At 56.0% G+C, this 23,182-nt stretch carries 18 protein-coding genes and 1 tRNA gene; 8 read left to right on the top strand and 11 right to left on the bottom strand.

The features are described 5' to 3' along the window. Positions 1-8: 8 nt before the first annotated feature. The 7 genes from JTM80_RS04430 to JTM80_RS04400 all read right to left on the bottom strand — a co-directional run bounded on the left by JTM80_RS04430 (position 9) and on the right by JTM80_RS04400 (position 5,762). Positions 9-1,196 carry a PAS domain-containing protein gene (locus tag JTM80_RS04430; protein WP_205370678.1) on the bottom strand — a complete coding sequence of 396 codons (1,188 nt, stop codon included), beginning with the start codon at positions 1,194-1,196 and terminating at the stop codon, positions 9-11. A 99-nt stretch (positions 1,197-1,295) separates the two neighbouring features. After that, on the bottom strand, positions 1,296-1,640 hold the full coding sequence (locus JTM80_RS04425) for a slr1659 superfamily regulator (protein ID WP_172354875.1): 345 nt from the start codon (positions 1,638-1,640) through the stop codon (positions 1,296-1,298). Positions 1,641-1,708: 68 nt separating this feature from the next. Beyond that, on the bottom strand, positions 1,709-2,287 hold the full coding sequence (locus JTM80_RS04420) for a DUF6272 family protein (protein WP_172354877.1): 579 nt from the start codon (positions 2,285-2,287) through the stop codon (positions 1,709-1,711). A 22-nt stretch (positions 2,288-2,309) separates the two neighbouring features. Beyond that, entirely contained in the window at positions 2,310-3,065 is a 756-nt protein-coding gene (locus tag JTM80_RS04415) for a MinD/ParA family protein (protein WP_172354879.1), read from the bottom strand. A gap of 392 nt (positions 3,066-3,457) precedes the next feature. Continuing rightward, on the bottom strand, positions 3,458-4,570 hold the full coding sequence (locus tag JTM80_RS04410) for a PAS domain-containing protein (protein WP_172354881.1): 1,113 nt from the start codon (positions 4,568-4,570) through the stop codon (positions 3,458-3,460). 139 nt (positions 4,571-4,709) lie between these two features. Continuing rightward, a complete protein-coding gene (locus JTM80_RS04405; RefSeq protein ID WP_172354883.1) occupies positions 4,710-4,892 on the bottom strand; it encodes a hypothetical protein in 183 nt (60 codons plus the stop codon). A 108-nt stretch (positions 4,893-5,000) separates the two neighbouring features. Beyond that, positions 5,001-5,762, bottom strand: coding sequence for a MinD/ParA family protein (locus tag JTM80_RS04400; RefSeq protein ID WP_172354885.1), 762 nt, complete (start codon positions 5,760-5,762; stop codon positions 5,001-5,003). Between the two features lie 395 nt (positions 5,763-6,157). Between JTM80_RS04400 and JTM80_RS04395 the strand changes: the two genes are divergently transcribed. After that, a complete protein-coding gene (locus JTM80_RS04395) occupies positions 6,158-7,597 on the top strand; it encodes an FAD-binding domain-containing protein (protein WP_172354887.1) in 1,440 nt (479 codons plus the stop codon). Positions 7,598-7,654: 57 nt separating this feature from the next. Here the strand turns inward: JTM80_RS04395 and crtH are convergent, their stop codons facing one another. Continuing rightward, positions 7,655-9,181 (bottom strand): carotenoid isomerase, encoded by a 1,527-nt coding sequence (gene crtH / locus JTM80_RS04390; protein ID WP_205371265.1) that lies wholly within the window; start codon positions 9,179-9,181, stop codon positions 7,655-7,657. A 907-nt stretch (positions 9,182-10,088) separates the two neighbouring features. On the opposite strand from crtH, the gene JTM80_RS04385 reads away from it, so the two are divergent. Then, positions 10,089-10,170 (top strand) — tRNA-Leu (locus JTM80_RS04385). A gap of 32 nt (positions 10,171-10,202) precedes the next feature. Here JTM80_RS04385 and JTM80_RS04380 read toward each other — a convergent pair. After that, complete coding sequence (locus tag JTM80_RS04380) at positions 10,203-12,827, bottom strand: EAL domain-containing protein (protein ID WP_172354889.1); 2,625 nt, start codon at positions 12,825-12,827, stop codon at positions 10,203-10,205. Between the two features lie 887 nt (positions 12,828-13,714). On the opposite strand from JTM80_RS04380, the gene JTM80_RS04375 reads away from it, so the two are divergent. From JTM80_RS04375 to JTM80_RS04365, 3 genes are all read left to right on the top strand, one after another. Next, positions 13,715-14,674, top strand: coding sequence for a hypothetical protein (locus tag JTM80_RS04375; protein ID WP_172354891.1), 960 nt, complete (start codon positions 13,715-13,717; stop codon positions 14,672-14,674). Positions 14,675-14,775: 101 nt separating this feature from the next. Then, positions 14,776-15,756 carry a DUF1822 family protein gene (locus JTM80_RS04370; protein ID WP_172354893.1) on the top strand — a complete coding sequence of 327 codons (981 nt, stop codon included), beginning with the start codon at positions 14,776-14,778 and terminating at the stop codon, positions 15,754-15,756. Between the two features lie 88 nt (positions 15,757-15,844). Then, positions 15,845-18,718, top strand: a complete 2,874-nt coding sequence (locus JTM80_RS04365) for a CHAT domain-containing protein (RefSeq protein WP_172354895.1) — start codon at positions 15,845-15,847, stop codon at positions 18,716-18,718. A gap of 176 nt (positions 18,719-18,894) precedes the next feature. Here JTM80_RS04365 and JTM80_RS04360 read toward each other — a convergent pair whose 3' ends face one another. Next, entirely contained in the window at positions 18,895-20,208 is a 1,314-nt protein-coding gene (locus JTM80_RS04360; protein ID WP_205369514.1) for an NF041680 family putative transposase, read from the bottom strand. Positions 20,209-20,564: 356 nt separating this feature from the next. On the opposite strand from JTM80_RS04360, the gene JTM80_RS04355 reads away from it, so the two are divergent. Together JTM80_RS04355 and JTM80_RS04350 are read left to right on the top strand one after the other, a co-directional pair. Continuing rightward, positions 20,565-21,008 carry a helix-turn-helix domain-containing protein gene (locus JTM80_RS04355; RefSeq protein ID WP_172354897.1) on the top strand — a complete coding sequence of 148 codons (444 nt, stop codon included), beginning with the start codon at positions 20,565-20,567 and terminating at the stop codon, positions 21,006-21,008. 20 nt (positions 21,009-21,028) lie between these two features. Further along, a complete protein-coding gene (locus tag JTM80_RS04350; protein WP_172354233.1) occupies positions 21,029-21,574 on the top strand; it encodes an IS630 family transposase in 546 nt (181 codons plus the stop codon). 246 nt (positions 21,575-21,820) lie between these two features. Here JTM80_RS04350 and JTM80_RS04345 read toward each other — a convergent pair whose 3' ends face one another. Further along, positions 21,821-22,132 (bottom strand): hypothetical protein, encoded by a 312-nt coding sequence (locus tag JTM80_RS04345; RefSeq protein ID WP_205370677.1) that lies wholly within the window; start codon positions 22,130-22,132, stop codon positions 21,821-21,823. A gap of 181 nt (positions 22,133-22,313) precedes the next feature. On the opposite strand from JTM80_RS04345, the gene JTM80_RS04340 reads away from it, so the two are divergent. Then, the gene (locus JTM80_RS04340; protein ID WP_172356997.1) at positions 22,314-23,180 is read left to right on the top strand and encodes a Tab2/Atab2 family RNA-binding protein; all 867 of its coding nucleotides are present in this window, start codon (positions 22,314-22,316) and stop codon (positions 23,178-23,180) included. Positions 23,181-23,182 lie beyond the last annotated feature (2 nt).

The raw sequence follows: 23,182 nt of genomic DNA, 5'->3' as shown, positions 1-23,182 counted from the left end.
GCGCCGGATTATCCCTCGTCTCGCCGTGGCGCGTCTTTGAACAGGCGCAGATCATCGGCCTGGGACACCAGCCATTGAAAATAGTCGGTTTGCTCGATTTGCGCGACTTCTTTTTGGCGCTTGGTTTGATCCACTTCGATTCGTAATTTGCGAATTTCCCGCTTCAGGGCTTCTTCCTGCTGCTTGCGCTGGGTAATGTCGATGCAGCTTCCTTCGTAGTAGAGCAGGTCGCCCGATTCGCTGCGAATGGCCCGCGCCCAGGCCGATGCCCAAAAGCGGCTGCCATCCTGGCGGCGGGCTGCGTATTCAAAATCTTTGATTTCGTCCTGAGATTCGAGGCGCTGCCGCAGGTCTTGCTGCTGGGCAGGGTCAACATAGAGCTGGGCCGTTGCGCCGCGAACGGACTCTAGCATTTCGCCGGGGGAGGTATAGCCAAACAGGCCCGCCATTGCCCGGTTGACTTCTAGATAGTCGCCATCCAGCGCCATCCGAAAAATGCCCTCCACTGCGTTTTCAAAGATGCCGCGATATTTGGCTTCGGCAATTCGCAGGGCATCTTCGGCCTGCTTGCGATCGCTGATATCTTGAATTGCCGTCAACAGGGTGTGCTGCCCGTTAAACCCAAACGGCCGCATCGACAGCAGCCCCCAAAACACGCTGCCATCGGCCCGCCGAAACAGCAGTTCTCCGCGGTAGGTCTGGTTTTGGGCGATCGCCTCCAGCACCGAAACCCGCTCCTCCGGCTGAGCGTAAAAATCGACCGTAGACTGGGCCAGCAGGGCCGCTGGCGACAGCCCCAGCAAATCCCCCAGCCGCTCATTGGCATACAAAATTCGCCCCGTTTCCACCTCGGCGATCAGCAGCCCCACAGGCGTTGCCGCCGTAATGGATTGAAACTGCTCCTCTCGCTGCCGTCGCTCTTCCTCGACCTGCTGCTGCAAGTCGGTTTCCACTAGCATCGAATGCTCCGTTGCGGTTTCCAACAAGATCTCCAGATCCGTCTTTTCCTGCTCCACTTCCGACAAAATCTGGTCAGAATGGCCCGTCACCATGTTCAGCAAAACTTCTAGGTCAGCCTTTTCCTGCTGAGTTTGCAAGAGCTGCTGACGTAGCTGCTCGACTTGCTGTTGTAGGGCAATCACCTCCGAAAGCAGCGGGTCGGGGGCCTGCTCAGAAAGCGATACGGACGTGCCCATAGTGATTGACCGAAAGCGTGAGTCGAAAATCGAGAGCCAGAATTTGCCAGAATTCCCAGGATAAGTCCCGGTCGATCAGAGAGAACAGATAGAAGCGCCCTAATCAAACTGGAGCTTGAGCGTGGGTAGCAATCGCTGCAAATTGGGCAGCGACTTGGTTTGCCAGGGAATCTCATTTGATCCCTGAATCACTAGTTGGATCTGGCTATTTTGTCGCACCTTGATCACAAATTTGGACAGGGTATTAATCCCAGAGCTATTGAGAAACGCCAGCTTTCGCAAATCGAGTTCCAAATTTTGGGGTTCCTGCTTGACCACTTCATCCAGCAGTTGAGCAATCGGCGCGTATTCGTCGGGCCCGCCCAGACGCAGCGCCCCTTGGCAGGTCAATGTCTGCGTCTCTGCGTCATACCAGATTTGATAGTCGTCGTCCCGGAGTTCCATAGCGCTCAACTTAATCTTTGCTGATTCTAATGCATCTATCGTCTGTCGTAGCTTATCCATCTTGCAGCCTAGACGGGCATTTTAACCATCGTGGTGACGGCGGTGAGGGGCGGTTCTGCGGGCAGGGTTTCAAACTTCCATCCCAGGCGGGCGGCATAGCTGGTCAGCATAATCAATAGCCCCAGCCCCGACCCAGAATTGGCATCATCCAGGGCGTTGGCTTCCAGCCGCTGGATGTAAAGCTCGTCGGGATCGCTGGAAACAATTTCCTGAATCAGCGTTTGGAAGCGGGTGATGTCGTCGGATTTGATGCTGTTTGTGACGTAAAAAACCAGCGCGTCGCTGTGCAAATGGAGCTGAATCTGAATCGGAAAAGCGGAGGTTTCGTCACTAAACTTCATCGCGTTTTCCAGCAGTTCATTTGCAATAAAGCTTACGGCATCGCGAACCTTATCTTGCTGAGAGGGAGATGATAAATCATCTTCGCCGGGAAAGAAGGTCGTCATGTAGTCGGCCACGAAATCGGCCGAGAGTCCGTTCACGCGCCAGCGCTGGCGGATGGGCGCAGAACTGGGGGAAAAAGCCAGCGACAGGAATTCCTGACTGGGGGGATAGTCGTCTTGAAAATCGCCAAAGATTTGCAGCATTAAACCAATGATTAACCGATGACTAACCGATCACCTGGGCAACGACGCGGCGGAGTTCCTGACTGAACGGGTGATCGGGATACCGCAGGAAAAAGATGCCGTTGCTGGCCAGGTAAATCATTTCTTCGGACAGGGTGAACACGCCTGCAACGGGCACTTTGTAGGTCTGGGTGACCTGTTCTCTGAGGGCGTTTTGATCCATGCTGCTGAGGACTTTGTTGACGATGAGCAGCATTTGGCGGGCATCGAGCTGGCGGGCCACGTCTACCGTGACGGCGGTGCCTTGAAAGTCTTGCTGGTCGGGCCGCAGGATCAGCAGCACCAGGTTGGAAACGGCGATTGATAAGAGGGTTTCTTTGTTGAGGCCGGGGTGGGTGTCGATTAGCAGATAGTCGATTTCAAGCTGGCGGACGAGCTGGCGCAGTCCGTCGTTGAGCAGGCGAAAGTCATAGCCCTGGTTGAGAATGCGGGCGATTTCGTCAGCGTTGACGCTGGAGGGGACGAGAAACACCTGGCCGCCGCTGGGGTTAGAGGAGGGGGGCGTGACATTATAGGCAGCATCGGCAATGGTGCAGCGGCCCCAGAGGTAGTCGTTGAGGGTTTTGTCGATTTTTTGGTCGTCTAGCCCGAAGATGACGTGGATGCCAGGTGAGGGAATGTCGGTGTCGATGACGGCGACTCGGTTACCCTGGAGGGCGATCGCCGTGGCCAGGTTTGCGGTAAGGTTGGACTTGCCTGTGCCACCCCGGTAGGAATGAATCGAAACAATTTTGGCCACAGAAACCTCGACTGGATGACAAAGACCGGATTCACACCTGATTGATGCGCGATTCGCACCTGCTGCATCCCCGATTTGCGGCTACGGCGGGTTGTGATCACCGTAGCGTGTATGGGTTATGTAGCATTTCATCTGAAACCGGGGTGCTATTTGGGCCACTATTCTCTCATTTTTTCGCGTGAGGACAATTTAGCTTTTCGCGTGAACTTTTTTTATCAAAGCGGATTTCTAATCGAGGCGGATTTCTGCGGATTTTGAGCGAAGCGGATTTTGAGCGAAGCGGATAGGGGTTGGAGAGGATGACGGGCGGGTGTCCATCTGAACCGATTCCAGGCTTATTCCAGGCTTATTCCAGGCTTCCATACAGGCTTATTCCAGCCCTACATCCAGCCCTATTCAGCCAATCGCCGTTTGAATTGTTCGGCTTCTTGCTGAATCTGGCGAAAATAGTCAGTTTGGGTGATTTCGGCGACCTGGCGCTGGCGTTTGGCCTCGTCGATTTCGATCTGAAGCTGCTGCACTCGCTGCTGGAGGGACTGTTCCTGCTGTTTTCGCTGGGTGATGTCAATGCACATGCCTTCGTAGTAGAGGACTCTGCCCGCGCCATCGCGCACGCTCCGCGCCGACTCTAGGAGCCACATCACGGTGCCGTCGCGGCGATACACCTGGTATTCAAAATTTTTGACTTCGCCGTGCTGGGTGAGCAGGGATCGAAAGCGATCGCGCTCTTGGGGGTCTACGTAGACCTGCTGGGTGATGTCGCCGACGCTGGCCATGAGCTCGGCAGGACTGTCGTAGCCATACATGCGGGCGATCGCCGGATTGGCGCTGAGATACTGACCATCGGGCGTGGTTTGGTAAATCCCCTCGGTGGCGTTTTCAAAGATGCTGCGGTAGTTGGCTTCGGCGATTCGCAAGGCATCTTCGGCCCGCTTGCGCTCGGTGATGTCTTGAAAAGCGGCGATCGCATAGACCACCTGCCCTTTTTCGTTGTAGATCGGGCTGGCCCAGACCTCCAAGGGAACCGTGCGATCGCCCTGGCGCAGCACCATATCGTCTACCGTGCTGCTCTCGCCCGTCAGTGCCCGCACAATCGGCAGATCTGCGGTAAGATATAGCCGCTCTGCGCCCGCCTGATAAACCTGGTAGGTTTCCGACAATTGATCAGTCGCCACCTGCGTTATGGGGATATACCCCAAAATCTGCTGTGCCATGCGGTTGGCATAGTAGGAGCGACCGCCGCCATCTACCACAAACACGCCCACGGGCACTGCTTCGAGAAACTGCGCCAGTCGATGTTCGCTTTCCCGCAGCGTTTCCTCTGCCTCGCGCTGAAGCTCTGCCTCCACCGTGTCGGAGTGTTCGGTGGTCATCTCTAGCAAGATTTCCAGGTCAGATTTTTCTTGGCGGAGGGTTTCCAGTTCAGCACGGAGTTGGGCGATTTCCAGGCGTAGAGACTGCTCAACGGCAGGGTCTGAAGACGGGGCAGAACAAGGCTCCTGCATGATTTCAAGTCCGAATTTCAAGTCCGAATTTCAAGTCCGAAGCGAGTCGTGGAGCATGTCCCTAAACCATACCGCTTGTTTCTCTAAATCTCCAGACAAATCTCCAGATATTTTGTAGGTTTTTGGGAAATTGTTGACCTCACTGTAACAGTTCTTGAATTTCAGCTTTTGCGTGGATCACCTGGTCGCTGAGCAGGCGCACCACCCAGTCCAGCCGCCGCAGCGCAAGTTGGGGATTTTGCTGGCGCAGGGTGTTGAGGGATGCTGCTGATAACCAGTGCAGCGTGCTGGGGATATCGGCGATCGCCGTTACGGTATGCATGGCCTCGCTAGCGGAGCAGACTTCTTTGCCAACGATGATCTCCTACTTCCAGCAACTTCTGGGGCAGCAACTCATCTCGAAGCGCAAGATGGCTATCCATCCAGCAGCCTACCCAATAGCCACAATCTGGCGAACCAGGCGATCCATTTCTTGCGACAGGGGATGGTCAGGATAGCGAACCGCAAACAGATCGCTGCTGCCAAGCTGCATCATCTCCTCACAGTTGGGCAAGACTGCGCCGATTTCGTTGCTATAGATCGACTCGACCTGCCTTTTCAGGTCTTCCACATCCACGCTGGCCAGCACGCGATTGATCAGCATGAGAATCTTGGGAACGCGCAGCTTTCGCGCCAAATCTAGCACCACCGCCGTTCCCTGAAAATCTTGCTGGTCGGGCCGCAGCACCAGCAGCAATAGGTTTGACATGGCCAGCGCCAGCAGCGTCTCTTCGTTCAGTCCGGGGTGCGTGTCGATCAGGACGTAGTCGAGATTGTAGGCTTTGACCAGATCTTGTAGCCCGCTCCGCAGCAGGCGCACATCGTATCCTTCACGCAACACGCGAGCGATATCCTCGGCAGAGCTTTTGGACGGCACTAAATAGACTGCGCCTTCCCCAGTTTTGAAGTCTGGCACGGTGACATCGTAGGCGCTTTCGGCAATCGTACAATCGCCCCAGAGGTAGTCGTTGAGGGTGTTTTTCATGCTGTTGGGTTCCAGCCCAAATAGGACGTGAATCCCCGGCGACTGGATATCGGTGTCAATCACGCCGACGCGCTGTCCGTGCTTGGACAGCAGGGCCGAAAGGTTGGCTGCGGTGTTCGATTTGCCCGTGCCGCCTCGAAAAGAGTGAATAGAAACAATCCGTGCCATTTAGCTCTGCTCGTCTGAATATGAAGGGGTGCGCTTGTAAGGAAGTGCGATGGGGGGGGATGCCGCTGATGGAGACTGCTAATCGACGCTGCCGTGATATGCTGCTTAAACAATTTTCTCTGATTTTTCTCTAAAGAAGGCGATCGCCTTCCTCAAACCATATCCTAATCAGAACCGTGCAGAGTTTACTCCGCTGAAAATCTTCAAGATTACCCACGTTCTTGCCAGAAGGCTCTTTTAAGGCTGCTATTTCCTGCTATTTCTAGGCAGCTACTTCTTGAAAGCGCCCGACAAAGCGTAGTCGGTTCTGCTCGTCTTAGCCCTCGTTTTCACTTGCGGCCCGCTTCTCTAGGCGGGATGCAGTAAGGTGATGAATAGAATCCAGCAGGCAGGGTATGAGCGAGTTGATTTTGTTTTGGCATCGCCGCGATTTGCGAATTGCGGATAATGTGGGGCTGGCAGAAGGGCGATCGCGCTCGGCAAAAGTCATTGGCGTGTTTTGTCTCGATCCGGGTATTTTGCAGCGGGACGATGTGGCCCCGGTGCGCGTGGCTTATCTGCTGGGCTGCTTGCAAGACTTGCAAACGCGATACGCCAAAGCAGGCAGCCAACTGCTGATCTTGCACGATGACCCCGTGAAGGCGCTGCCTCGACTGGCCAACGCCCTGGGCGCTCAGGCTGTGTACTGGAACTGCGACGTGGAACCCTACGGGCAAGAGCGCGATCGCCAGGTTGCCGCTGCCCTCAAGGAAGCGGGCGTAGAATATCAGGCGTTTTGGGACCAACTGTTGCACGACCCCAAATCAATCCTCAGCGGCTCCGGCACGCCCTACACGGTCTATACGCCCTTTTGGAAAAACTGGAGCAGCAAGCCCAAGGCTGAACCCGTAGCGGATTTGCAAAATGCCGAAGGGCTGACGGATTCTGAAAAAGATGCGGCAACCAAAGCGGGGGCGATCGCCCTGCCCAAGCTCAAAGATCTCGGTCTGGTGTGGGATGGAGGCTTCATTCTGGAACCGGGCGAAGCGGCTGCCCAAGAGCGGCTCACGGAATTCTGCGATCGCGCCATGACCGACTATCAAGCACAGCGCAATTTGCCCTATGAAGACGGTACCTCCAGGCTGAGCGCCGCGCTCAAGTTTGGGGCGATCGGCATCCGCACCGTCTGGGCTGCCACGCAAACCGCCCAGGAACAGACCCGCAGCGACGAAGCCCAGGAGGGCATCCGCGTCTGGCGGCAGGAGCTGGCCTGGCGCGAGTTTTATCAACACGTCCTATATCACTTCCCCGAACTGGCCGACGGCCCCTACCGCGAACCGTTCAAAGCCTTTCCCTGGGAAAACAACGAGAAACACTTCCAGGCGTGGTGTGAGGGGCGCACGGGCTATCCGATTGTGGATGCAGCCATGCGCCAGTTGAATGAAACGGGCTGGATGCACAACCGCTGCCGTATGATCGTCGCCAGCTTTTTGACGAAAGATTTGATCATCGACTGGCGCTGGGGCGAAAAGTATTTCATGCAGCGGCTGGTCGATGGCGACCTGGCGGCGAACAACGGCGGCTGGCAGTGGAGCGCCTCCAGCGGCATGGACCCAAAACCGCTGCGGATTTTTAACCCCGCCAGTCAAGCGCAAAAGTTTGACCCAGAGGCGGAATACATCCGCGAATGGCTGCCAGAATTGCGCGGGCTGGAAACTGCACAACTGGTGACAGGGATCATTGATGCGGGCGATCGCCGTTCTTGCAACTATCCTGCGCCGATTGTCGATCACAAAAAGCGACAGGCCCTGTTCAAGCAGCGGTACGCCGACGCGAAAGGAAACAAGCAGGGATAAGGGACAGTTTCCAACATTAAGCTGAACATCCAGAGAAACATCCAGCCGCAATTCTGCCTAGCCGCGCAGCCCCAAATCCGCCGCAACGCGATGGGCGCAGGCAAAGCCCGAAAAAGCGACTGCGTTTAACCCCTGTCCCGGAAAGGTGCTGTCGCCGACACAGTAGAGTCCAGGGATAGCGGTGCGGTTGAAGGGCATTCCCAGCAGGCCCAGCAGCTTGCGTCGGGGAATGGGGCCGTAGGAACCGTCTACGCGACCGAGAAAGCGGCGATGGGTGCGGGGCGTGCCCGCTTCCTGAAAATCCAGCCCAGCGGCAAGACCTGGAAAAATGGCTTCGAGGCGATCGCACAATGCTGCGGCTACGTCTTCCTTCTGGGCTTCGTACTCGCTGGGCGAGAGGCGTTGCCAGTGGTCTACCCAATCGGGCGTGAAGGTGTGGATGATGTGGTAGCCGTCGGGCGCGAGGCTGGGATCGAGCAGCGTGGGAATCGAGACAAAAATCGTGCCCCTGGCGGCTTCGATGCGGCTCCAGTCTTCTAGCAGAATGTGGTGACACTCAGTATCAGGCGGCAGCACGTCGGCCCTCACCCCCAGATGCAGGCTGAAGAAGCTGGGCGACTTGCGATAGCGCTGCTGCCATTTTTGCTCCGACTTGGGTAGCACGGCAGCGGGCAGCAGTTTTTCAAACGTATCCCAGCGAGTGGCGTTGGAAATGACGCGGCGGGCGCGGTAGGTTTTGCCTGAGGCCAGCCGCACGCCAACCGCGCGACCGTTTTCCATCAGGATCTCCGTGACGCGGGACTTGTAAAGGATTTTGCCGCCTGCCTTTTCCAACCCTTCTGCTAGTTTCTGGGCAATCTGCCCCACGCCGCCCCTGGGATAGTTGATGCCGCCATAGTGGCGATCGCTAAACACCATGCCCGCATTGATCATGGGGGTCAGGTCTGCGGGCACCACCGACCAGCAGTAGCATTCCATGTCGATGAAGCGCAGTAGGTCTGGGTCAGAGATATAGCGACGGGCAATGTCGCCCACGTTTTGCGGCAAATATTTCACCAGCCCTAGACAGGCAAAGGGATGCTGAAAAAACACACGGGTTAGGTAGCGTGGCTCCTCCAGAGACAGCAGTTCCATCGCGTTGAGGCAGTTAAACACCGCCCAGCACTCGTCATAAAACTGGCGGATGCCCTTCGCCTCATGGGGAAACTTGGCAATCAGTTCTTGCAAAAATTTCTCATATTCGCGATGCACTTTGAGATCCAGACCGCCGGGTAAATGGTAGTGAATCTGCACCGGATCAGGAATCGTCTCGATTTCCATGCCCACGGCAGCCAGCGCCCGCGTCAGCAGGTTTGTCGTGCCCTGGTTGCCAAACCCAAAAATCATCGACGCGCCCACATCGAACCGATAGCCCTCCCGCTCAAAGTAGCCCGCGCTGCCCCCCGGAATCAGGTAGCGCTCTAGCACCAGCACAGATGCCCCCTTTGCCGCAAGCTGGGTGGCCGTCACCAGGCCGCCAATGCCTGACCCAATCACGATCGCATCGAACGCTGTGCCGTCTGGGGGAACGGGGGAAAGGGGCATGGGCTGGGTAATGGAGGCATCGGTCTGCATAGAGTATTTTTGCAGCTAGTTTTTGCGGCGAGTTAGGTGTGCGGCTAGTTTAGAAACTCTCGTTTCTTAGGGATAGGACGTATCCCGTCTTACAAACTCCTGTGGTCACACCAGTCTTCTGGGCTGAGCGGCGATGCTTTGATCCCCCCTTAACCCCCCTTGCTCAAGGGGGGAACCGATCCCCCCTAACCCCCCTTGCTCATAGGGGAGCCGATCCCCCCTAACCCCCCTTGCTCAAGGGGGGAGCCGCTCCCCCTAACCCCTCTTGAGCAAGGGGGGAGCCGAAGCAGGAAGAACTGGATCGGAAGTCCCCTTTATTAAGGGGGATTGAGGGGGATCTTTCAGAGCCTGACGCAAACGACCGAGATGTGTGGACACAGTAGTTCCTAGAAGAGGACGCTGTAGGGGCGATCGCACTTTACGCACTCTATTTCAGTCCTCTTCAGTCCTCAATCTATCAGTGTATCGGACTGGCTGCCGCTTCTAGACACGTCGCTAGTCGATAAAAAAGCAAAAATAAATCGGACTTACGCACCTGCGATTAAACTTTCTGGGAGTTGGAGGATTTCTCGCGGGCTGCGCCCGCGAGAAATCCTCCAACTGCGTAAGCCCTGAATAAAAAGGCAAAAAAAGGGGGACTGGTCTGTTGACCAACCCCACCTGCCGATCCTTTGAGAGGAGAACACTAAAAAGAATGTACTCTTATTGAAAGTAAATGTCAACAATATCAAAAATATTTCTCAAGTAATTCTGACTAACCTGCCCGCGTCACTCCTGATGCGCCAGCCCCGCCTGCATTTGCTATGATAGTTAAACCAAGTTCAAGCCCGACCGGAACTGTTCAGGTTATCGCCTTGGGCAACAGGCTAGGCAACACGCGGATGTGGCGGAATTGGTAGACGCGCTAGATTTAGGTTCTAGTACCGCAAGGTGTGAAGGTTCAAGTCCTTTCATCCGCATTGGTCAGTCGTTATCTATCCCAGTCATCTGGTTATCCTGTTACTTGCTTGCTTATCAGCAGCGGCGCGATCGCCTCTGGTGGCAAGGGACGGCTAAAGTAATAGCCCTGGGCAAAGTCGCACTGGATGGAGCGAAGAAACTCAACTTGTTCAGCGGTTTCTACCCCTTCGGCAAGAACCTTGAGGCCCAGCCCGCGTCCGAGAGCGACGACGGTGTTGGCGATCGCCACGTCGCTGGAATTATGGGGGGCATCGCGGACAAAGGACTGGTCGATCTTCAGCGTGTGCAGGGGAAAGTGCTTGATCACGCTGAGGGATGAATACCCCGTGCCAAAATCGTCCATCGCGATTTGCACACCCAGGTCTACCAGTCGGCTCAGCGTGCTGGTGGTAAACTGCACATCCCGCATGGCAGCGCTTTCAGTAATCTCTAGCTCCAGATACTGCGGCTCGATGCCCGTCTCTTCCAGCGTTTGCAGGATAGAGGTGGCAAGACTGCTCTGCTGAAACTGCTGTGCCGACAGGTTTACCGCCATCCGCATCGGCGGCAATCCGGCAGCCTGCCAGTCCCGCTGCTGCTGGCAAGCGGTTCGCAGCACCCATTCCCCAATCGTGCAGATGATGCCCGACTCTTCGGCCAGGGGAATGAACTGGGCCGGCGAGACAAAGCCCAGCAGCGGGTGCTGCCAGCGCAGCAGCGCCTCTACGCCGACGATCGCCCCCGTCATCAGGTCAATCTGCGGCTGATAGTGCACCAGGAGTTCCTTGCGAGACAGTGCCTTTCGCAGGTCACTCTCCAGCGCTAGGTGGTTCAGCGTTTGCACGGCCATGCCTTCGTGATAGATCTGGTAATTGTTTTTGCCCTGTTGCTTGGCCTGGTACATGGCCAGATCGGCATTTTTCAGCAGGGTTTCCACATCTGCCCCATCGTAGGGAAAGAGAGCAATGCCTAGGCTGGCAGTGATGTATATCTCTTGTTCGCCCAGGTAAAAGGAACTGGTGAGTCGGTCTAGAATGCGCTGGGCGATGTGGCTGATGTCTTCGGCAGAGTGGAGGTGCGGCAGCACTAGGGTAAACTCGTCGCCACCCCACCGAGCGATCGCATCGCAGGGCCGCAGGCAGGCCCGCAGCCGCCGGGCCACCTCTTGCAGCAGTTCGTCGCCCACCGCGTGGCCCAGCGAATCGTTAATCAGCTTGAATCGATCCAGATCGAGAAACGCAACCCCCAGCATTTCATCATCTTGCTGGGCGCTGGCCAGGGCCAGCGAAAGCTGATCGTTAAACAGCAGCCGATTGGGCAGACTAGTGAGGGCATCGTGGGATGCCTGGTAGCGCATCATCGCCTCGACCCGCCGCTGGGTCACAGCCAGGTAGAGGTGAATCGCCACCGAGTTGGCCAGCCGAATGTCTTGGGGTGTCCACTCTGGGGCCTGGTTGAGCTTGATCTCGCGCCAGGCCGCAAAGGAGGCACGGGGCATGATATTACGGGCATCTTCCTGGTGCTGGCCCGCCCACAAGATTTCCTGGTCATAGCCACTGCGAAAGATACCCAGGTAGCCGACAAACTGGTGCTGGAATTGGAGCGGAATCAGGGCGATCGCCCGGATAGAGGTCGGCTCTAGCAGGGCAACGATGGGCTGCCAGCGCGGATCGGCTTGCAGGCTGTCGAAGGTGTGAAAGCGGAGAGTTTCCGACTTTTCGGACTCTAGAGATGTGTCTAAACTGCTGGCAAACTGGGCGATCGCCTCTGGGCTGGGGGTGTGGGTGCTGGTGAGCGCGGAAAGTCCGTCTGTGCGCCGCCCCAGCAGTTCTTGCCACACCGGGTCTTGCTCCAGATTTGGGCTGTTGGGCTGTTCGCCCGTAACGTAGAGTTGAGCCACTTCGCCGCTTGGTTCTGCTGCAATATAGAGCCGTCCGCCTACCGCCTTTAGCGCTGCCACCATCGCTTCCAAGACCTGCTGCCGAATTTCGGGCTGGCTGAGGGGGCTGTGGAGGAGTTGACTGACCTGGTTGAGGGTCGCTTCGTAAAGCACCTGAGCGCGGGTTTGGGCCAGCAGGTTTGCCTGGGCGATCGCGATCGAAAGCTGATCGACCGAAAGCTGCACTACCTGAAGCTCTCGTTCAGAAAAGTGGCGTGGCTTGCTGTGGTGGGCGACCAATAGCCCCCACAGTTGGCGCTGGTGCAGCACTGGCACGACCAGAGAGGCCTGCACCCCCATTGTGTTCAGGTATTGCACATGGCAGGGATCGGCGGGTGTGTGGCGAATGTCATGGTTAATCAGGCTTTCGCCCGTGTCGGGATGATCCAGCCGATGGGCCATTTGGTGCTGGGCCGATACGTCGGTAATGACCCGCTGGCGGGCCCGCACAAACAAATCCCGTGAGGATTGGGGGATATCACTGGCCGGAAAGTGGAGATGCAGCAGTGATGGAAGCTGGTTGTTGTGAATCGCTTCGGCAATCACCTCGCCGCTGCCATCCGGCGCAAAGCGATAAATCTTAACGCGATCTACGCCGAGGAACCGCCGAATTTCACGGGCTGCGGTGGAGAGAATCTCCGGCAGTTCCAAAGACTGGCGAATGCGATTGGTGATCTGGTGAAGGACATGCTCTCGGTGGGATGTCCTTCGAGGCACATGCGGACGGGTTTTAGACACAGCTTTCTAGCCTGGATTTTTAGAGAAGAGAGTCCCCAATTATCTAATGCTCCTCATCACCAGAGAATAACCATCAACCCTCATCATAGGCGTGACAAAAGGGAGACAGCTTGAAGCGGATAGGACGGGGTTTTGAGGCGGAACTTTAAGCCGCGATCGCCCGATAATCTCACTCTGCTGAGGGTACTCCAGTTGGGCATGAGTAGATCGATCCTCTCAGGGAGGGTGTGGTCAGGGATAAGGGGCGATCGCAAACTCAAAAGACCACGGTTTCCCAGGGACCATAGTTCAGAACTATATATAGTCCGAACTATAGTCTAGAGTACCCAGGCGATCGCCCTCTTGCTCATGCCTAAATTGCGGTCGTGTTGAAATTTCTTAAGGCTTAGAGAAAAATTATCTCAACAAGCTGCTAAAAGGCTACATAGCTTGCACAGCTTGGCTGGCGGGTCGCAGCCTGCATAGGTGCGGTGGGGCTGGCGATAGATTCTGGCAATGGCTGAGAAAATTGAATTTTTTGCTGAACTTTTTGCCACAACCTGAACGCCCAACCCTCTATGCTCCAGGGTGTACCCACTTTTGTAACCCTCATCCTAAATCCTTCTCCCAAAGCGGGAGAGGGACTTCCAATCCGGCTCCCCTTCTCCCAAAAAGGGAGAAGGGGCTGGGGGATGAGGGCAAACTTGCATAACTGAGATGCGCCCTATCCTCCAGATACAGTTTCCGATCGGCTCTCAGCCGCAAAGCAAAATCGCCGCTGAGTCCTGTAATTTTTCATAACACCTCCGGGTCGGGCTGACAGAGTTTCAGCAAACGGTTTGGTGTTGTTTGTGCCATGAACGGTTTCAATCTGTCTTCTGTGTTTTCCCTACGCCTGTTGCCAAACCATGTGTGATGACGCTCAAATTCAAGCTCTTTTAGACGAGATTCGCAGTCCCGATGCTGCGCCCCTGCTGCGTCGCAAAGCCCTGTCTCGGCTGCTGTTGTGCATTCAGCGATCGCCCAAGCTGCGCCGCTCTCGCCATCCCGACTATGGCCACGCCCTCAGCCTGACGATGGAGCGGGTGTGTCGGGCAATCGACGAGTTTAGCCCCCGCAGCGCCTCAGTTTCTACGGATTTGATGAACTGGGTGAACGGCTATTTAGAGGGACGCATTCGGGACTTGCGAAACCCCGATACAAAAATCAAGGATTTGCATCGACCAGAACGCGGAGAACGCGAGATCAAGCGAGAATTTGGCAACGTGGTGCTGCTGGATCAGTCGATTGGGGAAGACGGCAATCAGACCCCTCTGGGCGACCTCACGTCCGATCCGCGCCAGGACATGACGCTGCTAGAGTCGTGGATTCAGGCACTCCAGCAGGCGCAAAAGCAGCGAATTGGGCTAGAAATTCATCGCTATCTGGCAGCAGACCCCGATGCGATATTGCAGGGCTGCCATCCCAATAAATTCTTGGAATGCCACTGTCAAGCGCTGATTCAGCGGCTACACCTGAGCGAACCGCCCGAAACTCGACGAGCGATCGCCCAGGATTTTGGCATTCCGGAGCAAACGCTCTACACTCACTGGCGCGAAAAGTGCTTACCCCTGCTGCAAATCGTCGCGCTGCGGTTCGATCCTCAGGTGATCGAGTTTCTCCAGTCGGACGAGGCGCAGTGTCTAGGCGACTGCCACCCGCCCGCGCAAGAATTCTGCAACTGTCTGGATGTGGCCAAACGGCTGCTGCTGTCTCAGCCGCCAGAGTCGATGGGGGCGATCGCCCGCGACCTCAAGATCAAAGAATCTACCGTAGCCAAACACTGGCAGAGTGACTGCCTGCCCAGACTCAAAAAGCATCGCCTCTGATTTCCCCTCCGCACTGGATCGGAATGTTTCAGCGAATTGCAACGCGAATCTTCTCTAAATGTTATCTGCTCAACTGCACCCTAATCTTCTGGAACGCAACAATGAACACTGTAGAACTCATCGGCCTACCTATTCTCCTCAGTCAAGATGCGTTTGAATCTGCCGCCCAGTTTGCAGCCGAGCAGGCCACGCCGGGGAAAGGCAAACGGGTCTATCTGAACACGCTGGCGGTCTACGCAGTGCAGACCTATCTGAACTGGCTGGAACTGAATACCAGCCTTGCTGAGGGCGACTGCTGGCAGCCAGGACTGAGGGCAGTGTTGGATGTGGCGGATCTGGTGTTGCCGGGAATGGGCAGACTGGAATGTCGCCCGATCTTGCCCGGAGAAACCACAATGACCCTCCCCCTGGAAACTGCACAAGACCGACTGGGCTACGTTGCCGTCCAGTTTCATGAACAGTTGGATGCGGTTGATCTGCTCGGGTTTGTGCGGGGTGTGCCGTTTGCAGAAGACAATGCCCCCGTTGAGCCGATGACCGTAGCGCTGAGTGAACTGCTGCCGCTCGATTCGCTGCTGGATGTGCTGCATCCTGAGCTGGCGATCGTAAACCTGCGCGAGTGGCTGATGGGGCAGTTTCGGCATCCTGAGTGGCGATCGCCCGAAGCCTTCGTCGCTAGCCATCGAACCATGCGGTCGGGATCTCGCAACACCACGGGCGGCAGCTTTTCAGTCCCTCCAGATATAGATGCCCAGATTAATTCCGTCAGTCGCGCCAAGGCAATCGAGTTTCAGTCGCTCGAAAAGCAGGTGGTGCTGGTGGTTCAGGTGATTTCCATTACCACTGAAGACAACATGCTCAACGTGCGGCTACGGCTGTATCCTGATGCTTCGTCTGACCAACTGCCGCGCAATCTGCAAATCACCGTACTGGACGAGACAGGCGCAGCAATTCTGGATTCTCGCCCCAAAAGCGGCAGCGGCTGGACCGAGGTCGAATTATGCGACTGTCAGCCGGGCGACCGATTTAGCGTTCGCATTGCGCTTGGCGAAGATAGCAAAATAGAGGAATTCTGCATCTAGAAAATTCTGGAAAATTCTAGAAAACTAGAGTTGCATAGGTTTATTCGATCGTGCGATATCTTCAATTAGGTCATGAACTAAGCCCCCTATGGAAACGATTAAGCTGACACTCCGCCCCCGTGATGAGGACAATCCCGCTGCTGGATACCGAGTTCGGCTAGATAGCCGCGATCTGGGTGAACTGGAGGCCGCGCTGCCAGCGATGCCCAATAGCTTGGTCGCAGCCTTGGCTGACTGGAAAGCGGCCTATGCGGTGCAGGAGGGCGTGCGATCGCACTTTCGCATCAGCGGTGTCAAAATTACTCACCACACGGCGCAGGACGTGATTCGGCTTTCGGAAAGGCTGCAAGAAGAGTTTAACGAATGGCTGAACGACAGCAACAAGCATTGGCGTGAACTACGAGAGGCGCTGATTCCGCTGTTGCGGCGAAATGGCTATGGCAATGGGAACGGGAATGGGGGAGTGAATGGAAATGGGAATAGCAACGGAAATGGCGATCGCCCACTGCTGATCATTGACCTTGGCAAGGATGACACGCTCAAACGACTGCCCTGGCAAGACTGGAAGCTGTTGAGGCAGCACTACTACTACAGCGATGCTGCCATTCGGGTGCTGAACCCCGCCACGGCCCTGGGGTCACGCCCCAGCTATCCCCAGGCTGCCAAAATCAGAATTCTGGTTATTGTGGGAGAAAGCGACGACATCAGCACCGACCAAGACCTGGCCGCGATCCAGCAGCTTGAATACGATCATCCTGACACAGTGGAAGTTATCTCGCTGCTCCAGCCGTCTCCAGCAACCCTCCAGGCTGCGCTCGAAGATCCGCAAGGCTTTCATATTTTGGTGTATGTCGGCCATAGCCGCAGCGATGACGACGGCAACGTGGGCTGGCTGCTGCTGAACCAAACCGATGAAATTAGCATTCGCAACTTTAAGTTTGCGCTGAGTAAGCTAGTTCGCAAGGGCTTGCAACTGGCAATCTTTAACTCATGCGACGGATTGGGGCTGGCGCAGCAGCTTGCCCAGATTGACGTACCCCGCTGCATTGTGATGAAGGAACCCGTGCCCGATCCGGTGGCGGTGGAGTTTTTGCAGCGCTTTTTCCATGAATTCGCTACCAAAAAGCGCTCCCTGCTGATGGCCATGCGCTCGGCGCGACAGGGATTGGAGCATTTCAACCTGCGCTATTCCGAAGTGACTTGGCTGCCGACGGTGTGCGTCAAGCAAAATACGGAGCCGCTGACCTGGCAACTGTTGTTAGATCAGTTGCAGCAGGAGCCTGCGATCGCCCCGCCCCATCCGCCCGAACCTCGCCCGCCCCAGATAAGCCCGCCGCAAGGCACACTGCCCCCCCTGCCGAGTCCAGCTATGAATCGGCGCAAGTGGCTGGTGGGCGCGGGGACGGCGGCGGTATTGCTGGGGGCGATCGCCCTTGTATCGCTTCGGCCAGTCCGCTGTCTGTTTGTGCAGTGTGATGCACCGGGGAGCGGCCTTAGTCAGGGGCTAGTCGGCCCTGCGGGATCAGGCAATCCCAGCCCTACGCTGCTCCCGATTGAACGGTTGATTACTGCTGGCGACAATGGAAACCTGCTGGGTAGCCTCAAGCTGGAAGCACCCTACGCAGCGCTCAAGCAAGCGGGCATCAATGCGTTTGCCACGGGCGACTACAATACCGCTAAAGCAAAATTTGATGAGCTACGGCAGCTGGCCCAAGCCCAACGACAGCAGTTTTCCAACGATTCCAATAGCCCAGACTATAAAAACGCAACCGCAGCCTTGAGAGATCCCGAAGTGCTGATTTTCCGCAACAATGCCGAAGTGCGGCTGCGGCGACAGGCAGGGCAACCCACCTATACGATTGCAGCGGTGATTCCTCTCAGCACGCCAGAAGGAACGCTGATTAACATTGGTGAGCAAATGCTGTTTGGCATTGCCCAAGCACAGGATAAAGCCGTCAATCGGATCAATGCGCCCACTTATTTGGAAGTCATCATTGCCAATGATTTGAACGTGCCCGCGCAAAGCAGGGCGATTGCCGAAGCGCTAGTTCAACCTAACCTTCTCGCGCTCGACGGACAGACGCTCCTAGCGGTCATCGGCAACTACACCAGTCGGGGCACTTGCGATTCTTTGCCTGTGTATGCCGCAGCCAAGCAGGTGGTTATTTCTCCACTCAGCACGGTGATGAATCTGCGGGCGCGGTGCAATGGTGCTGACGTGTTTTTCCGCACCACGTCTTCCACACAGATCGAAGCGAGAACCCTAGCAGACTATCTGCATCAGCAAAAGAACCAGCCCAGAGTCGCGCTATTTGCCAATTCTAAAGAGTTCTACAGTGACGACCTGCGCTATCAGTTTGAGAGCGAACTGCGGGGCACGATTGTTCGCACGTTTGACCTTTCCGATCCGCAGTTTGATGCAACCCATGCGCTGCGTCAGGTCGAGGACGTAGACGCACTGGTGGTGCTGCCGGACGGTCGCACGGGCAACAGCGAGTCCTTTAATCGGGCACTGGCGGTGATCAAGGCGGACGGCGGCAAGCGGCTGATTCTGGCCTCTGCCCCAGTTTACACTGCCGACTGGAGCGATCGCGGCAGCAGTTCGGAGGAGCGTCGCGCCCTCAGCAATCGGCTGATTGTGGCAACGGACTGGTTTGCCGCTTGCGCCCCAGATTTTGTGCAGTCTGCCAATCGCTACTGGCTGGGCGGCGTGAATCGGGTCACGGCAGTCTCCTATGAGGCGATCGAGGTGCTGCTGCCCAAGCTTCGCCCCGGCATTACGTCTGATGAAATTCGCCAGGGGCTAGCAACCGCACAATCCCCCAGCAGTATCTTTCCTGGCAAAACGATTAGCTTTGACGCACGGGGCGATCGCAAAGATTTAACGACTCGCGTTCTCACGACGTTAGTCGATAACCCAGCTAACCCGTTCGACCTTGTCCCTGGAACGGCTTGCCCATAGGCGATCGCCTCAAATAGCCGAACGTCACCTACTAAACAGCACTTTTTAGAGGATGTTTGAAAACTTTAGTTTGGACTAACTGGCATCACAATAATGCTCAACAGGATGCCATAAAGAATCTGCTCAACCGTTCATAACAGTTGAACTTAAGGAATTGGATACAATCCTGCTCGCAGTTAAGCTGCTGTTGCAACCGGACTGTTCAGGGATTGTTCGGATGTCTTGCGTTTCGAGGCTCGTTTTTTGACCATCGGATAGCAGGGACGAGGAGTTGGCTTGTGCCCCTTGCCTCGTCCTGGCGATTTACCACGAGGTTTAGGCGCAGGAGCAGGGGTGCCAATCGCTGCCAAAATGCCTGCAAACGCTTGTGCGACCCGACCCGGAGTCAACGTTTCTTGCGGTGCCTGCCAGGGCAAGGGGTGGTCAGTACAGTCCTTTCGCGCTAACCACAACTGCCAACTGAGCAACGGCATCAGGCTGCTCCACTGTTCGGTTGCCGATACAGAACTGAACTGGGGATGTGTCCAATATAGCCTCTGCTTGGCAAAGCGATACCAGTGTTCAATGGCAAAGCGACGGAGGTAGTGCAACCACAGGGTTTCTAACGGAGGCATCTGCTCACCCAGCCAAACTAACCACAAAGGAGCCAAGCGTCGCGTGCTGCTCTGTGTCTCCAGCACCTCCACGCGCAACACTTCCATTGCCCGTTTGGGGGATTTGCGGAAATGGTATGCACTCCAACGACTGACCCGCACTCGTCCCCAGTTGGGATCATCGACTTCAACGGTTTCGACCGGGACACTCCAAGTGTCAGGGTCATTGAGTTTCATCTTATGTCCATGCTTGGCAGGTGCGCCTCGCCCTCGATACGCTGGGGGCGCGCCATAGACACATCGATTGGATGTAACCCGCAGCAGCAAGTCTGCCTCAATCCCTGCCGTTTGGTTGACAAAACTGGCATTGCCGTACCCTCGGTCGTAGATCGCCAACGGACGCACCGCTAACTGCCGAGTCACTTGTTTGAGTTGGAATGCCGCTTTACTGGCGGGTGTTTCAAAGCTGGTGATGCGCTCATGCCGCAATGGTAATGCCCAACTGCCCCTGTCTTCAGCAATCCAGGCTAAGGTACTGTAGTTTTGTCCGGCTATCGGGGCATGTCCTGTTCTGCCTGATAAGGTGCGGTCTTTCAAACGCCTGGCAGCAGGACGGTTCCACCGACTCGCATCACCTGCCAACAACGGTTGCTGCTGAGTCGGTATCTGCTGCACCAACAGCTTCAGCACCTTTGATCGGGGTAGGCGGCTATCGCGCAACGCTTCATAGGGGCTCGACCACTGGCGACGAAAGACAGGACTCTGCGATAGCCTCACAAACGACACGATGCACGCACTCACTAACACGGCATCCATCAGATCAAACAGGGCATCTCTGGCGTTTCCCAAGCTGGCATACAACGTTTGGCGAAATTGCTGAAGTTCGTTGAAAATCATGGGGTCAATGTTGGTTGTACTTCATTGACCTTACGGCAGTCGGTGCTTCTCATTGACTGCCTTCCTCTTCACCATTAGTCCAAACTAAAGTGAAAAGTCCTACTGTTTGTAGCAAAGCGTGCAAGCTCCCCCTAAATCCCCCTTAAAAAGGGGGACTTTAAGGCGGTTTCCCCCTTTTAAGGGGGGCTAAGGGGGGATCTCTGAGTGCTTAATATTACAGGCGATATCTTTTGAAACACCCTCTTATATCAAATCTCCAAAGATCTGCTACATGTAAGAAGACGTTAGAGCGAGCCGCCACGAGTGGAGTCCTCAAAATCGATATCGCTGAAACAGCAGAAGAACTAAAAGCCGTCTTGGAACAACAGCAACGGTCATCACAGCGCCGTAAAGTACAGGTGTTGTGGTGGTTAAAAACCGGACAAGCGAAGAGCGTTGAGCAGTTAGCCCAACTGAGCGGTTGCCATCGCACGACCGTGTCTCGTTGGCTGAGCCAGTATCGACAGAGTGGACTCGAAGCGTTGGTGAAGGTGGCATCTCGCAGTGGACGACCGCGAGCGATTAGCGGTGAAGTCCTGGCATCTTTGGAGCGGGAACTGCAAGATCCAGAAGGCTTTAGCAGTTATGGAGCAGTGCAGCAGTGGCTCGCAGCGGTGCATGGTCAACCCGTCCCCTACAAGACGGTGCATAAGACGGTGCGCTATCGGCTCAAAGCGAAGCTCAAAGTGCCCCGTCCGGTGTCAAAGAAGCAGACTCCTGGGGCGTGCGAGTCCGTTCAGCAAACCTTGCAGCCCAGATAAGCCAGTCGATTCCGCCAGCCTTGAGACAACGCTACGGGGGGCGAATCCGCTATTGGTGCAGCGATGAGAGCCGCGTCGGACTGCTGACGGTTCAACATCGCAAGTTGACGGGCTTTGGGGTGCAGCCGATTGGTTCAGTTCAATGGGACTTTGTGTATCGGTGGCTGTACGGTCTAGTGGAACCGCTGAGCGGTGCATCGTGGATAGTCGAGTTTTCTCATCTCGACAGTTCCTGTTTTGAGGCGTTTTTGCACAGCTTTGCGGCTCAGTTCCCCGATGATTTACATCTGATTCAGGTGGATAATGCCGCAGCCCATACGGCTCAGACCCTGACGATACCGGACAATGTCATCTTGGTGTTTCAGCCGCCTTATTGCCCTGAGGTCAATCCCATTGAGCGGGTCTGGCGGGAACTCAAGCGGGAGCTAGCTTGGGTTCACTTTGATGATGTTTGCCAACTCCAGCACGCCATCAGCCAGTGGGTTTGTCGCCTTTCGGCGGAGTCGCTGCGATCGCTGACTCAGTGGGATTGGATTGTCGATGCTCTATGTGTAGCGGGTATTTAGAGAATTGATATTAGCGTTTGCTATTAGCGGTTTGTATCAGCGTTCGTCTTAGAGGATGTTTGAAAAGTCCTACTGTTTGTAGCAAAGCGTACAAGATCCCCCTAAATCCCCCTTAAAAAGGGGGACTTTAAGGCGGTTTCCCCCCTTTTTAAGGGGGGCTAGGGGGGTTTAAGGGGGGCTAGGGGGGATCTCTGAGTGCTTAACATTACAGGCGATACCTTTTCAAACACCCTCTTAGCGTTCGTATCAGCGTTTGTAAAGGCGACAAACGATCGCCCCTGCGAGGTCTCTGGAAAAAGAAACCGTCGTGCCGTCTGCCTTGTGCCGGAGGCGATCGCGACAGTCATACACCTCCACCGGGCGCACCACACCGTCTACGCTCACCGCCGCCCGATATTCCCAAAAGTTTTTGGCGCTACGCTGGAGGCTTAGCACGCATACCGAATGCCCGTCTACCACCCGACAAAACACGGGCGCAGCGAGGCTGCTGCTCTGCAAAGCTGGCGCTAGCGCCCCAAAACCCAACCCCAGCTCCAACGCCAGCATCCACCCTAGCATTCGCCTAATCCCCAGCATTTTCTTCCTCATCGTTTCACGACGTTGTTTCACGACGGTTCTCAATCCAAACCCCAGAGATTCCCAATCCAAACCCCAGAAATTCTCAATCCCAAATCCAAAACCTTTAATGATCCACCGTCCCGTATGATCAAGGGCAGAGACGCACGTTAGAAGACCGGGAATGCCAACCATCTGGGAGCTAGATTTCTATTCTCGACCGGTTTTGGACGAGAAGGGCAAAAAGCTTTGGGAAGTTTTGATCTGCGAAAGCCCGCTGGACGTGAAGCAGCCAGTGGACGGGCTATTTCGCTATTCCACCTTTTTGAACAACACTGAGGTCAACTCGGTCAAGCTGCGGGAATCGGTCGAAGCGGCGATCGCCCGGGCCCCCGCCCCGCCCGACAAAATCCGCTTCTTTCGGCGGCAAATGTCGAACATGATCACCAAAGCCTGCGAGGAGGTCGGCATTCCCGCCTACGCCAGCCGCCGCACCCTCGCCCTCAGCCGTTGGCTTGACGAGCGCCTGGCCAGTGTCTATCCAGAAATGCCCAACTACCAGGCCGGCGGCAATCCCTCGGTGCTGCTGCCCAACCCCACGCCCCAGCCCCTCCCGGATGCCCTGATTGGGGAAAAGTGGGCCTTTGTCACGCTGGAGGCGACAGCCTTTGACGACCTGAGCGAATGGGCGATCGACTTTGGGGAATCGTTTCCGCTGGCGCTGGCGGGACTCGCCCCTGACACACCCGTTCCGGGTCTGCTGCTGTTTTCCAGCCGCGCCCTGCCCCTTGCTGCCTGGATGTCAGGGCTGGAACTCGCCTACGTGAAATATCTCTCTGAATCCAAGCCGCCACAACTGCTCTTGGAAACGGGTGGCAGCGACTCCTGGATTTTGGCAACCCTGACGACGGCCGCCCTCCAGCAAGAAGCCGCCCAGTTTGAAATGGCCAAAGCCAAAGCTGGCGGCATTCATTTCATCGCCGTGCAAACCGATCCGCAGGCAGAGGAATTCAAAGGATTCTGGCTGCTGGCGGAGCTGGTGCTGGGCTGAGG

The sequence above is a fragment of the Thermoleptolyngbya sp. PKUAC-SCTB121 genome (genome assembly GCF_016919485.1).
Taxonomy (GTDB): domain Bacteria; phylum Cyanobacteriota; class Cyanobacteriia; order Elainellales; family Elainellaceae; genus Thermoleptolyngbya; species Thermoleptolyngbya sichuanensis.
Note: the sequence above shows the minus strand (reverse complement) of the source record. Positions and strands in the feature narration are given on the sequence as shown.

What these genes read in the sequence shown, in the direction of transcription:
- JTM80_RS04430 (WP_205370678.1), bottom strand. Translation starts at nt 1,196, where the DNA reads ATGGGCACGTCCGTATCGCTTTCTGAGCAGGCCCCCGACCCGCTGCTT.
- JTM80_RS04425 (WP_172354875.1), bottom strand. Translation starts at nt 1,640, where the DNA reads ATGGAACTCCGGGACGACGACTATCAAATCTGGTATGACGCAGAGACG.
- JTM80_RS04420 (WP_172354877.1), bottom strand. Translation starts at nt 2,287, where the DNA reads ATGCTGCAAATCTTTGGCGATTTTCAAGACGACTATCCCCCCAGTCAG.
- JTM80_RS04410 (WP_172354881.1), bottom strand. Translation starts at nt 4,570, where the DNA reads ATGCAGGAGCCTTGTTCTGCCCCGTCTTCAGACCCTGCCGTTGAGCAG.
- JTM80_RS04405 (WP_172354883.1), bottom strand. Translation starts at nt 4,892, where the DNA reads ATGCATACCGTAACGGCGATCGCCGATATCCCCAGCACGCTGCACTGG.
- JTM80_RS04400 (WP_172354885.1), bottom strand. Translation starts at nt 5,762, where the DNA reads ATGGCACGGATTGTTTCTATTCACTCTTTTCGAGGCGGCACGGGCAAA.
- JTM80_RS04395 (WP_172354887.1), top strand. Translation starts at nt 6,158, where the DNA reads ATGAGCGAGTTGATTTTGTTTTGGCATCGCCGCGATTTGCGAATTGCG.
- crtH (WP_205371265.1), bottom strand. Translation starts at nt 9,181, where the DNA reads ATGCCCCTTTCCCCCGTTCCCCCAGACGGCACAGCGTTCGATGCGATC.
- JTM80_RS04375 (WP_172354891.1), top strand. Translation starts at nt 13,715, where the DNA reads ATGTGTGATGACGCTCAAATTCAAGCTCTTTTAGACGAGATTCGCAGT.
- JTM80_RS04370 (WP_172354893.1), top strand. Translation starts at nt 14,776, where the DNA reads ATGAACACTGTAGAACTCATCGGCCTACCTATTCTCCTCAGTCAAGAT.
- JTM80_RS04365 (WP_172354895.1), top strand. Translation starts at nt 15,845, where the DNA reads ATGGAAACGATTAAGCTGACACTCCGCCCCCGTGATGAGGACAATCCC.
- JTM80_RS04360 (WP_205369514.1), bottom strand. Translation starts at nt 20,208, where the DNA reads ATGATTTTCAACGAACTTCAGCAATTTCGCCAAACGTTGTATGCCAGC.
- JTM80_RS04345 (WP_205370677.1), bottom strand. Translation starts at nt 22,132, where the DNA reads ATGCTAGGGTGGATGCTGGCGTTGGAGCTGGGGTTGGGTTTTGGGGCG.
- JTM80_RS04340 (WP_172356997.1), top strand. Translation starts at nt 22,314, where the DNA reads ATGCCAACCATCTGGGAGCTAGATTTCTATTCTCGACCGGTTTTGGAC.